Source organism: Bartonella sp. AP21QHHD, from assembly GCF_042196205.1.
In the GTDB taxonomy this organism is placed as follows: Bacteria; Pseudomonadota; Alphaproteobacteria; order Rhizobiales; family Rhizobiaceae; genus Bartonella.
The window spans coordinates 13,930-28,677 of the sequence record NZ_JBHIPT010000117.1; the positions used below are offsets into that span (position 1 = coordinate 13,930).

The 14,748-nt window shown below is 37.3% G+C and carries 6 protein-coding genes and 2 pseudogenes; 6 read left to right on the plus strand and 2 right to left on the minus strand.

Features of this window, described 5'->3' with window-relative positions; genetic code table 11:
- The first annotated feature begins 411 nt into the window (after positions 1 to 411).
- Complete coding sequence (locus ACFIMC_RS08480) at positions 412 to 1,050, plus strand: SH3 domain-containing protein (protein WP_375613640.1); 639 nt, start codon at positions 412 to 414, stop codon at positions 1,048 to 1,050.
- Between the two features lie 284 nt (positions 1,051 to 1,334).
- On the opposite strand, the gene ACFIMC_RS08485 is transcribed toward ACFIMC_RS08480, so the two are convergent.
- Positions 1,335 to 2,366 (minus strand): aspartate-semialdehyde dehydrogenase, encoded by a 1,032-nt coding sequence (locus ACFIMC_RS08485; RefSeq protein ID WP_375613639.1) that lies wholly within the window; start codon positions 2,364 to 2,366, stop codon positions 1,335 to 1,337.
- A gap of 1,267 nt (positions 2,367 to 3,633) precedes the next feature.
- The gene (locus ACFIMC_RS08490; protein WP_375672083.1) at positions 3,634 to 4,014 is read right to left on the minus strand and encodes a helix-turn-helix domain-containing protein; all 381 of its coding nucleotides are present in this window, start codon (positions 4,012 to 4,014) and stop codon (positions 3,634 to 3,636) included.
- A 226-nt stretch (positions 4,015 to 4,240) separates the two neighbouring features.
- Between ACFIMC_RS08490 and ACFIMC_RS08495 the strand changes: the two genes are divergently transcribed.
- From ACFIMC_RS08495 to ACFIMC_RS08515, 5 genes and pseudogenes are all read left to right on the plus strand, one after another.
- Positions 4,241 to 5,422, plus strand: a complete 1,182-nt coding sequence (locus ACFIMC_RS08495; RefSeq protein ID WP_375681045.1) for a tyrosine-type recombinase/integrase — start codon at positions 4,241 to 4,243, stop codon at positions 5,420 to 5,422.
- A gap of 176 nt (positions 5,423 to 5,598) precedes the next feature.
- Positions 5,599 to 5,818 (plus strand): annotated as a pseudogene (locus ACFIMC_RS08500) (helix-turn-helix transcriptional regulator).
- A gap of 99 nt (positions 5,819 to 5,917) precedes the next feature.
- Positions 5,918 to 6,817: a toprim domain-containing protein gene (locus tag ACFIMC_RS08505; RefSeq protein WP_375681044.1), complete on the plus strand. Its 900-nt coding sequence runs from the start codon at positions 5,918 to 5,920 to the stop codon at positions 6,815 to 6,817.
- 12 nt (positions 6,818 to 6,829) lie between these two features.
- Positions 6,830 to 8,440: a YfjI family protein gene (locus ACFIMC_RS08510; protein ID WP_375681043.1), complete on the plus strand. Its 1,611-nt coding sequence runs from the start codon at positions 6,830 to 6,832 to the stop codon at positions 8,438 to 8,440.
- A gap of 592 nt (positions 8,441 to 9,032) precedes the next feature.
- Positions 9,033 to 13,957: pseudogene (locus ACFIMC_RS08515) on the plus strand (DEAD/DEAH box helicase).
- Positions 13,958 to 14,748: the final 791 nt, after the last annotated feature.

Here is a 14,748-nt window from a genome sequence, read left to right on the forward strand (position 1 = left end):
GAGAATATTCAATCACTTTTATTTTTAAAAGAGTATTATTTTTCCTTCTATTTTAGTTGTTTTGGGGGCTGATCATCATTTGTTCATAGAAATTCTCTGAAATTCAAATAATTAATTCTTTTATTGCAATCATTTGTTGAGGGAACCAATGCCCCTTTAAAAACTTCTGTAAGGGACAATTGGTTGAAGAACCGGACAATCAGATGATGCTTTAGCCGTAAATTCATGAAGAACATACTGCGCAATCAAGATCAAAAGGCCGTGTTCGTGTAGGCGATAAAGAGAAATTTTGTTGCAATGTTGTGGGTTTTTGGGGGGAATAAAGGTTGCTGATCATTGGATTTAAACGCGGCAAATTTTTGCAACGGCGAATTTTTGCCCTTCATACGTTTTAAGAGAGGAAGAAAAATAATGTTAAGAAAGAAATTTTTATCAACAATGATGACTTTATGGGCTTTAGGAGCGTCAGGGGTGGCTGTGACTGCTTTTCACGCACAAGCTGGAACCATTACAGGAACAGTTGCTCGTGTTGCATCAGGTCAGGTATCTTTACGCACAGGCCCTGCGACAGCTTATAAAGTTATCGCAATGGTTCCAATGGGAGCAAAAGTGCAAATTTATGGCTGCCTATCCAATAAAACTTGGTGTTCTCTTGGTTATCATGGAAAAGTTGGTTGGGCATCTGCACGTTACGTCAATGTTAACGGTGTTCCTACCATTGCTTTTAAAAAGATGCCAGCAAAATCAAAATCCATGGTAAAATCGCCAAAAGAAAAAGTAAAACAGGCTGTTTCCGACTTTAAAGCTCTTCCGGCGATTCAAAAAACACGGAAAAATATGCAAAAACTATACAGAACAGATATGATTATCGATTCTACAGGTGTTAAAAAAAGGGATGAACGAACAATTTTAAATCCGTCGCAAAAAGCACAAGGCGTTTCTGTAAAGCACGTGAGTGCTTATAATCCCTCCTTTCCTGATAATGTCAATTACAAAAATTTTGAACGTAATGAAACGCGTTACCGTGTCGTGACCTATCCTGCTCGATAAGGGTAAAGTTAATTTTACAACCGGAATGACAAAAAGGATCAGCAGCATGAAGCAAACAATGCTTATGCTGCTGATCCTATTGTACCGTAAAATGTCATTAAGGCGGCAATGCTTAACTTAAGGTGGCGAGGCATTCAAGGATATTCCGAGTCAAATTTGACAATACCTTGGATTACAGTTCTTTAGGATGGTGATATGAACCTTCAGCTGGGGAAGGTTATACTGAAGAGAAGCCGGACTTTTGACAGGACCGGCTAGGGGCTCTTTGTCCTTCGGACAGGGCGTTAATTTGCGGACTTAGGCTTTATCAAATTACGAGAAATGAGCAATTCAGCAATTTGAACGGCATTCAATGCTGCTCCTTTTCTTAAATTATCGGCGACAACCCAGAAAGCTAAACCATTTTCAACGGTGATATCTTCACGAACACGGCTAATAAAGGTATCATCTTCTCCGGTACCTTCATAAGGTGTGGTATAACCACCATCTTCGTGTTTATCGATAAGCTGACAGCCTGGTGCATCGCGGAGGAGCGCTTGTGCTTCAGATGCGCTTAGTGGTTTTTCAAATTCAACATGGACGGCTTCGGCATGACCGATAAAGACAGGGACCCGAACAGCAGTGGCTGTTAATTTAATTTTCGGATCGAGAATTTTCTTCGTCTCAACCGTCATTTTCCATTCTTCTTTTGTATAACCATCTTCCATGAAAACATCGATATGAGGAATGACATTAAAGGCAATGCGTTTAGTGAATTTTTTTGATGTAATTGGGTCTGCAACAAAAACTGCACGTGATTGTTCGAAAAGTTCGTCCATTCCTTCTTTACCAGCTCCAGAAACAGACTGATATGTAGAGACAACAACACGTTTAATGATTGCAGCATCATGGAGAGGTTTTAAAGCTAAGACCAGTTGAATTGTTGAACAATTAGGATTTGCTATAATATTACGCTTAGAAAAGGCATTTATAGCTTCGCCATTGACTTCAGGGACTATCAACGGAACATTGGCATCATAGCGCCACGTGGAGGAATTATCGATGACGACACAGCCGGCAGCAGCAATTTTAGGGGCGTATTCTTTGGAAATGCTCCCTCCCGCAGACATAAGACAAAAATCTGTGTCAGAAAAATCGTAAGTATCCAGTGCTTTTACTTTTAAAGTTTTATCTCCATAAGAAACTTCTTGTCCTAATGAGCGTCGTGATGCTAGAGGGACAATTTCATGTGCAGGAAAACCACGTTCTTCTAAAATTGTAAGCATTTCACGACCAACATTTCCGGTTGCGCCGACAATTGCAACTTTATAACTCATTTTCTATATACTCCTCATGTCTCTCCACGTTTATTCCCCGTGCTATACTCAGGAGAGAGTGAGTTGGTCAAGGAACATCATTAAATTATATTTTTGATTTTCAACAACTCAATTTTGTGCACACCAATCATCATCATTAGCACAATAAATTGTTTTATTTCAAATAATACGTCTCTTTTAATCTTTCAGAATTGAAAAAATTGAATATTTTACGCTAAGCTATTATCTCTTTAGAAAACACTTTAATTAAGTGAATTTCTTATCTTCTGTCAATTGTTTACCTTCTCACTTTTGAATTTTTTAAGGATGGTATTACGTATCGCGTTGGTGGAATCTTTTTATACTTTATCTGTTAATTGTTGAATTATTTAATTTTCTCCCTATACCTTTAAAAGCGAAGCTTCCTATTACAGTCTGTAAACAGCTAGATTCTAGCGGCTTCCCATTTTTCACTTAAACTAAAGGCTCAACAAGCAGGCCTAAAAATATTTAAAAAGATATTGGGCATCTAAAAAACATTTGAATGTTTCAAGGAGGTATGCGTGCTTCATATCCTCATATCTTAAATGATAGAATTTATGGCACAACAGGATAAACTTAAGTATCCATATATAGATAAATTCCTATGAAAGTTATATATATTTTTTTTCGTGTCTATTTTTTACTTTATATTTCTTATTTTTACTTTAATCCTGTTATGCTATAAAATATCATTATTTGGAGTATGGTAGTATAAGATCTTTGATTTTTCTCGATATATTTAAGTGTTTTTTTAGTGCGTTGGAATATTCTTAGGCTTGTTTGGAGAGCCTTTTTTAAGTGACTTATATGAGTGGAAAGTCAGCCGTTGAACACTCCCATATTTACGTTTAATAAAAGAGCAAGTTAGCACCATCATCCATTTTTTCAGCACACAATGTCGTTACAGCTCTTGGTATGTGAGACGATTCAATAAGAGGTATGCCTTTTTGTACATTTTTACTCACACGCCAACTTTGCTTGTGTTGTGCAAACAAGAGATTTTGATTGATTCAATATAGAACACGTTTGAAATGAAAGAATTTTACGATATTCGAAACACTTATTCAATATCAATAACGTTAGATTATCATTATAAATCAACGTGCTATTTCTAAGTTAAACTCGTTAGAATTCGGATTATTTACAAATCAGATTAGATTAAGCATTTTCATTCTCATGCAGTGTGGGGAGACAGTCACAATTCTTGTCAATATTATTAACGACTTTGATTATCCTTGCAGTGAATTTATGAAAATAAGGGGTTGTTTTTTTCATCAGAAATCAACTGCAAAATTGCTCTTTGTTTTTTGCGGGTCAGTATTCTGAAATTTTTTAAAAGTAAATATTCTGCTTTGCTTGCTATTCTGTCATCACAATGATAGAGGTTCTCTTCTTTTTTTGCGCCATCAGCATAAAAGAGGGAAACGGGAACATCTAATATATGAGCAATTTCCTGTAAACGTCTTGCACTTACGCGATTTAAGCCTTTTTCATACTTTTGGATTTGTTGGAATGTTACGCCTAAATGACTTCCTAATTGTTTTTGAGAAAACCCCATGACGTTTCTTCTGAAGCGAATTTTTTTGCCTAAAGAAATATCGTAAAAATGTAGATTTTTGGCTTTCACTTGATGTCCCCACCGGTTGCGAGCGCCCTCGCATTAGTATTCCGGGGTCTGGCAACACATTGATTTATAATAATAAATCATCCTTTTTCAACTTGAATCATAACTCCGAATATAGTAAGATTTTCTCATCACAAACCCTCTCAGATTGAATCAATTAATATCACTTGCTTGCACGTCAAAAGCGGGGCTGGTGTGTGGGTAAAAATTGTACAAGAAAGGAGTAAAAATGGTTCTTATGAATCGTCTTAATGCAAGGGCTGTCGCAACATTGGGGGCTGGCAAATATAATGATGGTGCCGGCTTGCTTCTCCATAAGCGTAAAGATGGTGGTGCTCAATGGCTTTATCGTTATACCATTCATGGTCGGCGCCGCGAAATGGGCTTGGGTGCGTTGCGAAATGTTTCTTTAAAAAAAGCCCGTGAATTAGCAAATCAATGGCGTTCTGTTTTGCATGAGGGGCGTGATCCCATTAAAGAACGTGACAAACAAAAGCGTGAGGCAATAAGTAATCTCCATTATTTAAAAGACATTGCCTTAGATGCTTTTGAAAGTCGTAAAGCTGAATTAAAAGGAGATGGCAAGGCTGGGAATTGGTTTCTACCTTTACAACTTTATATTCTCCCCAAATTAGGCTGTATTCCTATTTCAGAAATTACACAAACAGAGATACGCAATGTTCTTGCTCCCATCTGGCATGCAAAAGCTGCAACCGCAGAGAAAGCAATAAATCGTCTTAATATTTGTCTCAAACATGCTGCTGCTTTGGGGCTGGATGTTGATTTACAAGCAACGATAAAAGCACGCGCTCTCTTAGGGAAACAACGCCATAAAGCACAAAATTTACCAGCAATGGACTGGAAAGATGTTCCTGCCTTTTATCAGTCACTCTGCAAAACAACAACAATGACACAACTGGCTTTGCGTTTGCTTATTCTTACAGGCGTTCGTACACGTCCTTTGCGCTATATGCATGAAGATCAGATTGATGGGGATATATGGACCATTCCTGCTGAAAGTATGAAAGGACGACGCGATGCTACAGAAGAATTCCGCGTTCCTTTATCATCAGAAGCACTAAAAGTGATTAAACAAGCACGCCTTTTATCTCGTAATGGGTTTCTTTTTTCTGCAACCGGTCGTGGTCCCCTTGCACAGAACAGCATGTTACAATACATGAAAAAAACAGGACTTGAAGCCTGTCCGCATGGTTTTCGCTCTAGTTTACGTGATTGGCTCGCAGAAACAACCAATGCCCCTTATGAGGTCGCTGAAACCATTCTAGGTCATACGGTTGGGGGAAAAGTGGAGCGTGCCTATCGTCGGACTGACTATTTAGAACAGCGTCGTATTTTTATGGATAGATGGGCTTCTTATGTTACTGATCAAAACAATAAAAGTTGTGGATAGCTCTATGTCTCCATTTTCCTTATTTTATCCATAACGGATAATACAATCACAAATTATTGCTTCTCTTGATAAAAAATCACAAGATATTGTTTTTTTGCTGGAAAAGTTTGCTACGAATTGCTATTTATATATAGTTAATAAACAGTGATTCTATCATTTAATATAAAGGGGATTCCATGATTCCAAACGGACCACTCCTCACAGTACGTGAGAGTGCAAAACTACTTAATATAAGCGTTTCAACACTTTGGCGGCGGGTCGCTACTTTGGCGGCGGGTCGCTGATGGCTCGGTACCAAAGCCTTTAAAGATTGGTTCCTTAGCGCGCTGGTTACAATCTGACCTTTGCGATGTAATCGAAAAGGCAAAAAACCAACGTGGCAACGACGCCGCCTAAAGAAAACTCCGCCTTATAGGACAGACAAAGTATTTCGACTTTCGCAAATCCCGAAATAACAGAATCTGTCCTGTAATGCAAGTAGCAGGAAGGGATTTTATGCATTTTACAAATGCTACAACAAGCAATGCTTATGCATTGCATACAACAGCTCAAAAAATTACTTGTGCATTACGTGGAGTTTGGCATGGATATTATGGGGTAGCCCGTTGCCCTGCTCATGATGATAGGCTGCCTAGCTTATCCCTTGCCAATGGACATGATGGGCGTCTCTTACTCTATTGTTATGCTGGCTGCTCTTTTAGAGAGATCATACAAGCACTCATTAGAATTGGATTGCTTGGAAAACAAGCTTATGATCAGACGCTTTCTTTCTCCAAACAGTTTTGTGCTGATCTCAAACGAGCAAAACAGAAAGCAGAGAGAGCAAAAGCAATTTGGCAACAAAGCCAACCAATCAAAAATACTTTAGCAGAAACCTATTTACGCATGCGGGGTATTACATGTGATTTGCCTGCTGATTTACGTTTTCACGACAAGTGTCTATACCCCTCTGGGGGGACACTGCCCGCGTTGGTGGCTCTTGTTAAGGGCGCTGGCTCTTTCGCCATTCATAGAACCTTTTTAAAAGACAATGGCTGCAAAACAGATCAGAAACCAGCAAAAGCCATGTTGGGATCTGTAACGGGTGGTGGGGTGCATTTAAGCCAAGCCAATCCAAAACATCTGGTCATTTGTGAAGGCATTGAAACCGGTCTGGCTCTTTTGTCTGGGTTGTTATCAGAGCCCGTTGATTTATGGGCGTCTCTTTCAACCAGTGGCATGATGCGTGTGAATTTACCCCCTACAAAAGGGCGTCTCACCATTGCAATGGACGGCGATGATGCGGGTCGTAAAGCAGGTTTTACCCTCGCTGCGCGTGCCTATAACCATGGCTTTGAGGTCTTTATGATGCAAGCTCCAAAAGGAACGGATTTTAATAACGTATTACTTTCTTAAAAGAGGGAAACTATGAAAGATAGTAATTTACAAAACAATAATGAAAATACTCCCGTCAATGATAACGATAATGTCTCTTTAAACGAAAATACTTGTTTAAAAGCCATTCCTTATGAACAAGCCTTGCAACAAAATGGTTGGGGGCAATTAAAACCGATTGCTACGGCTCTCTTACCTGTCGAGCCTTTTAGCTTATTACAGCTTCCAATGCCATTAATGGACTATATTTATGAGGTTGCCGATCTTCAACAATCTTCTATCGATTTTATTGCTATCTCTGCTTTATGTGGCTTGGCTGCTGTGATTGGCAATGGCGTGCGGATTGCTCCCAAAAAACATGATAATAATTGGAAAATTGTTCCTAATCTCTGGGGTGCTCTTGTGGGGCAACCTTCAACACTCAAAACACCTACCATGCAAGCCGCTTTAACTCCTCTCTATGCCTTTCAAGAGGAATGGCATCAAGAATGGTTAAAGAAGAAAGAACAGCAAGAAACAAAAGATATTCTTATTGAATTAGACAAAAGAGAAAAGAAAAAACAAGCCTACAAAGCACTCAAAGATCAAGACGAGGAACAAGCCCTTGCTCTTCTTTCTCAATCTCTTGAACATAAAGAAAGTGAGGAAGATGACACGCTTAATAAACGACGTCTTATTGTCAACGATGTGACCGTCGAAAAGCTTGGGGAATTGTTAAAAGAAAACCCCCGTGGTCTCTTGATGGTACGAGATGAATTGGCTGGTTTTTTAGCTAATATGGAAAGAAAGGAATACCAAACAGATCGTGCCTTTTATCTAACAGCTTTTAATGGCAATACGTCATACACCTATGACCGTATTGAACGTGGAACCATTCATATTCCCAATGCAACCATTTCCATTATTGGGGGCATTCAACCCTCACGCATTATTCCCATTATTCAAGCCATGTGCCATGGAATAAATGATGATGGTTTCATGCAACGATTTCAAATGATTGTATGGCCCGACGAACGAAAAAAGCGGTTATGGACGGATAGACCTTCCAATCAAAAGGTGTGGGAAAGTTATCAAGGGGTCTTTCGTTCTCTTTATGATAAACCGTTAGGCTCACCAAAGCATCCGATAACCATACGCTTTTCTGCTGAAGCTCAAGAAATGTTTCGTGTATGGTGGGAAAATTTTCAGAAAAAAATAAATAGTGGTCATTTCTCTACAAATTTACAATCGTATCTTTTGAAAATGGATAAAACCATACCAACCCTTGCGTTGATTTTTGAATTGACCGAAGGGGGGCGTTTTGAAATCAATAGAAATGCTCTTGAGAGAGCCTTGTATTGGGAAAAATATCTGTTAAGTCATGCCAAACGTCTTTATGCGGCGCATGATACATTAGCAACAGAAAGTGCAAACTTGCTTGTCAAGCGCTGTGATTGTTTACCTGATGTTTTTACTGCACGGGATGTTTATAAACGTGATTGGAAATGTTTAAAAGACAATGAAGCTGTGAAGCAAGCTTTAGAGCTTTTATGCCGTTGCAATTATATTCGTGAAATCTCTGGAGACAATAACTCCCAAGGCGGTCGACCTACCATACGCTATGAATGGCATCCTTTAGTGAAAAGTCATAAAACATTTCAATGAATGAATTTTAAATTCCAATAAAACATATAACTTATGTATTCATAAAATGAAACCTTCAAAACATTTCCCATCTATTGGTTTTGGAGGTTTTGGAGGTTTTGGAGGTGCTTTTTATTCCCCTCTTTATATATTTTAAAAATCAAAATAAAAGTCATTATATTTCAATATGTTAATTTTTATCAACTTTTCAAAAAACAATCTATATCAACATTACAACCTGTAAATTCAACTTATAGTATAGGTTTTGTAGGGGTTTTGGGGGCATAGGGGGTATATGCTTTTTATCTTTCTTACAAAGCAAGCAATAAAAGCCTATCAAAACATACATTCTGATATCTTAAAAGCACATAGTTCATTTGTCTTGATGAACACGTGAAACGAACAGCAAAATTCACTATTTTGCTGATTTTACCTCATGTCATAGGCTGTGGATAAGTAGCCTTTAAAAACCCCTTTTGAAAAAATTTATCCGTTTTTTCGCATTTTTCTACATTTTTTTCACCATTTGCTCAAAATGGATTTAATAAGCTTCATTTCGATTCTTTTGAAGAGAATTAATCTGTATCGTAGATAGTTATGGAGTTTATCCTTTATGCTTCGCTCTCATCACTCTGATAATGAACACGTCACTTTACGCTCTCTGTTGGAATATTATCGTCAAAAAGCTAAATCACCCCGTGAATTAGGAACCATGTTTGAAAACCTTGTCATGGTTTATTTGAGTGAAGATCCGCTTCAAAAGCAAGAATACGAAAAGGTTCAAACTTATTTGGAATGGGCGCAAGAGCATGATGAAGATGGAACGGATATTGGGATTGATCTGGTGGCTACAATCCGTGATGAAGGGGGTTATGCGGCTATTCAATGTAAATGCTATGACGCCTCTCACATAATTAAAAAAGAAGATATTGATAGTTTTATTGCTGCCTCGGGCAAAAAGATCTTCACCCGTCGCATACTGGTTGATAGCACCGAAACAGATTGGAGTGACAATGTTGAACTGACTTGTGAAGGACAAGAGGTTCGTATTCAACGGATTAATCTGTTTGATTTAGAAAACAGTCAAATCGATTGGGGGGCTTATAAAGAACAAGGACAAGCTGTTCTCAAAGAGAAATCAAAGAAAAAGCTTTTAGATCATCAGAAAGAAGCGCTCAAAGCGGTTTGTGAAGGTTTAAAAGAAGCAGACCGTGGCAAGCTGATTATGGCANAAAAGGCAAGCGTGTATTGTTTCTGGTGCCCTCTCTCGCTCTTATCTCTCAAACAATTCGTGAATGGACAGAAGATACAGAAGTATCCTTGCGTTCCTTTGCCGTATGTTCGGATACGCAAGTAGGTAAGCGTCGTAAGAATAAAAATGATGATGAAGCTGGTCTCGATGCATCAGACCTTGTTTTACCGGCTACGACCGATGCCAAAGAGCTTGCGCGTAAAGCCAATAAAACTTCTCTTGATGTAATGACTGTGGTCTTTTCGACTTACCATTCAATCCAAGTGATTTCGGATGCGCAAAAAAAGTATGATTTACCCGAATTTGATCTGATCATCTGTGATGAAGCACACCGTACCACTGGAGCTGTGTTAGGAACAGACAAGCGTGAATCTGAATTTATCAAGGTTCATGATAACAGCATCATTCGGGGCAAAAAACGGCTGTACATGACGGCAACCCCTAAGATCTTTACCGACAAGCTGAAAAAGAAGGCTGACGCATCTGATGCTGTTCTGGCGTCCATGGATGATGAAGAGCTCTATGGAAAAAATCTTTACACGTATACTTTTTCAAAAGCTCTAAAAGATAAACTTTTAACACCCTATAAAGTTATCGTCTTGGCTGTTGATGAAGCAATTATTAACGCAACGATTCAGAAACGCCTTAAAGATAAAAATTCCGAACTTATTCTTGATGATACAACTAAAATCATTGGCTGCTACAAAGCACTTTCCCAAATAGAAAAGAAGGAAGAAGATGGCATAAAACCTATGCGTCGTTCTCTGGCTTTTTGTAAAAATATCAAGACGTCTCAATTAGTTAGCGAACTATTCAATGACGCCATTGATGAATATCATAAATTTGTTCCCGAAAGTAAGACTTCTCTTATCTTTGATGTTAAGCACATTGATGGATCTTTTAATGGCAAAAATCGTAATAAATTACTTGATTGGCTTAAAGAAGATACAGATGAGAATAACTGCCGTGTGTTAACCAATGTCCGATGTCTCTCTGAAGGAGTCGATGTCCCTGCTCTTGATGCGGTTATGTTTTTACACCCGCGTAAAAGTCATGTGGATGTGATACAGGCTGTGGGGCGTGTGATGCGCCGCGCAGAAGGTAAAACAACAGGCTACATTATTTTACCCGTTGGTATTCCCTTTAATATTCCACCACAACAGGCTTTAGAAAACAATACAAAGTATGATGTCATCTGGCAAGTTCTCAATGCTTTGCGTGCTCATGATGACAACTTTAAAAACAAAATAAAAGCCTTAGAGCTGGACCAAGATGTTCGTCATGTGTTTGAGATTGTAGGGGTTACTTTTGACCCTGCTTTACAAGCAATGACCGCAGTTGTTGACGAACTCTCTTTCCACGCGAAATCGGAAAGTGCTGGGCTTCATATTGGTTCAGTAGCAAGTGAAAGCTCTTATAAATATGGAGGACAAAAAGAATTCGAGTTTTATGTTGATGAATTATCGCGTGCTATTAAGCCCATGATTGTCAAAAAATGTGGAGAGCCTAATCAGTGGGGAAATTGGGCTGGCAATGTAGCTGCAATTGCACAAAATCATATTATTCGTCTTAAAAGCATACTCGCTGATAAAAAGAGTGAAGCCTTTCACGCTTTTGATGCCTTTCATAAAGAATTAAAGAACGGTTTAAATGACAGTATCGAGCAAGAGGATGCACTTGAGATGTTGGCGCAACACCTTGTGACACGTCCTATTTTTGAATCCTTGTTTGATGGAAATGAGTTTGTGCAAAACAATGCCATTTCACAAGCCATGGAAAAGATCTTAAGAGAACTTGATAAGATGAATATCAAAGACGAAGCCAAAGATCTTGAAAAGTTTTATCAAAGTGTAAAGGATGATACAGAGGGTATTATTGAAACGCGAGCAAAACAGAATCTTATTATCAAACTTTACGAAGATTTTTTTACCAAGGCATTTAAAAAGACAACAGATAAACTTGGGATTGTTTATACGCCTATTGAAATAGTTGATTTTATCTTACATTCCGTCAATGATGTTTTAGAGCAAGAGTTTGGACAAAGCTTAAGTTCTCGAGGCGTCTCTATTCTTGACCCTTTCACTGGAACGGGGACCTTTATTACACGGCTTTTACAATCCAAGCTCATCAAACCAGAGGATATGAAATATAAATTCCGTCATGATATTCATGCCAATGAGATTGTTTTGCTAGCCTATTACATAGCAGCGATTAACATTGAATCGACCTATCATAGTCTTATGAAAGGAGAGTATATCCCTTTTGAAGGAATTTGTTTAACTGATACGTTTTTGATGCTTGAAGAAAAAGATTTTTTTACACGCTATATGTTTGAGAATTCAGAGCGGTGTAAAAAACAGCAGGAAGTAGATATCCAAGTTATTGTTGGCAATCCTCCTTATTCAACAGGTCAAAAAAGTGCTAATGACAATGCAAAGAATACCCCTTATCCCATATTAAATAACCGTATTCGTGAAACCTATGCTGCTCAATCTAAATCAATGAATACGCGAAATTTTTATGACAGTTATATTCGTGCTATGCGCTGGGCAAGTGACCGTATTGGTAATGCTGGGGTAATCGGCTTTGTTTCTGGCTCTGGTTACATAGAAAAATCGACAATGAATAGTTTACGAAAATCTTTAGCCAAAGAATTTACGAGTATTTATGTACTTAATTTACGAGGGGATCTTCGTAAAAATATGTTAAGCAATGGAGCTGCTCAAGAAGGTGAAAATGTTTTTGGTAGTGGTAGTATGACGGGCATTGCCGTGACGCTGTTTATAAAAAATCCCAATACTATTGGACCTTGTAAAATTTACTATCATGATATTGGTGATAATCAAACAAGAGAAAAAAAACTTAAAACAATTAAGGACTTTGGTAGTATTGATGGCATTACACGAAGTAAAAAAGATTGGCAAATAATCACACCAGATAAGCATGGTGATTGGATACGTCAACGTGATGACAGTTTTGAAACATTCTTAGCTTTAGGCGATAAGAGACCTCATGAGAAAAAACTCTTTGAGATTTATTCTTGTGGCATTACGACTAGTCGTGATGCTTGGGCATACAATTCAAGTCGTGCAATTTTAGCGAAAAATATGGGTAACATGATTGCCTTCTATAACAGTGAAGCAGAACGTTTTAATAATGCTTATGCGCACACTGACAGTAAATCACGTACAAAGGCTGTAGATAATTTTGTTAATTCAGATACAAGCAAGATAAGTTGGAGTTTGAATATAAAAAAACAATTAGCAAGAGGTAATATTTTAAAATTTGAAGAAGACGGTTTTGTTCAAAGTTTATATCGTCCTTTTACACGACAGTGGCTTTATTATAATCGCATTTTTAATGAAGCAATTTATCAAATGCCTCGTATCTTTCCTGTAGAAAAAATGATCAAAAATACAGTGATACAAGTTTCTGCTATAGGGGCAAGAAGTGGCTTTTCTGTTATTATGACTAGGGATCTACCTGATTTTCATGCAATAGATACTGGACAATGCTTTCCACGTTATATTTACGAAGACACGACGGTTTCAAAAGATAAAAATGAGAAACAATCCCATTTATTTGCAAATGCTACAGAAGAAAACAAAACTGTTGGTTTACAGAGGCATGATGCCATAACTGATGAAGGATTAGCACATTTTAAAGCAGCTTATCCTAATGAAAAAATCACTAAGGATGATCTATTCTATTATGTTTACGGTATACTTCATTCGGAAGATTATCGTGCCAGTTATGCTGATAACCTCTCTAAAGAATTGCCTCGTATCCCGTGTGTAAAGAGTGCTGATGACTTTTGGAAATTTGTAACAGCAGGACGTGAACTAGGTCATTTGCACGTGAATTATGAAGATGTAGAGCCTTATCCCGTGATCTTTAAAAAGGGTAATCCAAAACAGACAGAAATCTCTAATCTCGAAAAATTCTATTATGTGACTGAAATGAAATTCGCAAAAATTAAGAATAGTAAGGAAAAGGATAAATCGACTGTTATTTACAATAGCAATATTAACATAACAGATATCCCTCTTGAAGCTTATGAGTATATCGTCAATGGCAAGCCTGATCTTGAATGGGTTATGGGGCGTCAATGCGTTAAGACTGATAAAAAGAGTGGTATTGTCAATGATGCCAATCGCTATGCTGTTGAAACCGTTGGCAACCCTGCCTACCCTCTAGAATTGTTTCAAAGGGTTATTACCGTAAGTTTAGAAACAATGAAAATCGTAAAAAACTTACCAAAATTAGAAATAAGAGAAACTGAATAACTTATAAAGCATGCTCACATAATGGGCATGCCAATCTTATTAAAGCCGCTTATGTATTAGTTTAACTAACAGTCTATTTTATCATCTGTTATGAGATAAACTAAGATAGGAAATAATTACGTTATCAAGATCTCTTTAATGGACTTTTGTAAATTCTTTAAACGTATCATCTTGTGAGTTGATTACCTATAATCTTAAAAGGAATAATTTATCATGCGTTATTCTAAAAAGAAACCATTTGCACTTTTAGATACTCTTATTTGGATTGCTTTAAGACTTTTAAGAAATCCACTCTTAAATAGAATTAGATTTTTTTTACATTGCCTTTAAAAGATTATACCGTAATCTAAAATGATAGCTTTATTGTTTTCAAAAGCTTTGTTTAAAGAGGGTTATGTATATTCATTTTCTTATATTACTTATAGGTTTTGTCTGTTTTTAAAACCCCCAAAACACCTACAAAACCCTCTTAAATATATATTAAAGATTGTATTTATGTTTTGTGTTTAATATAGGTTGTTTATTTAGATCATTAACGCATTGAAATATAATAACTTTTATTTTTTATTGAAAAAAATATATAAAAGTGGCGTAAAAAGCACCTCCAAAACCCCCCAAAACCCCTAAACCTCCAAAACTCATAACCATAATGGTCTTGATAGCATTTATTATGATTATAATCCCTTTCTTTTGAAAGGCTTTAAAAGATTATATGCTTTTCATAAAGCACATTTTAATCATTCACTAAAATCATAAGATTCGTCTGTTAAATAAACTGACATAACCGATAA

Coding starts and splice junctions, on each gene's coding strand:
- ACFIMC_RS08505 (WP_375681044.1), top strand. CDS start 5,918: ATGCATTTTACAAATGCTACAACAAGCAATGCTTATGCATTGCATACA.
- ACFIMC_RS08485 (WP_375613639.1), bottom strand. CDS start 2,366: ATGAGTTATAAAGTTGCAATTGTCGGCGCAACCGGAAATGTTGGTCGT.
- ACFIMC_RS08480 (WP_375613640.1), top strand. CDS start 412: ATGTTAAGAAAGAAATTTTTATCAACAATGATGACTTTATGGGCTTTA.
- ACFIMC_RS08510 (WP_375681043.1), top strand. CDS start 6,830: ATGAAAGATAGTAATTTACAAAACAATAATGAAAATACTCCCGTCAAT.
- ACFIMC_RS08495 (WP_375681045.1), top strand. CDS start 4,241: ATGGTTCTTATGAATCGTCTTAATGCAAGGGCTGTCGCAACATTGGGG.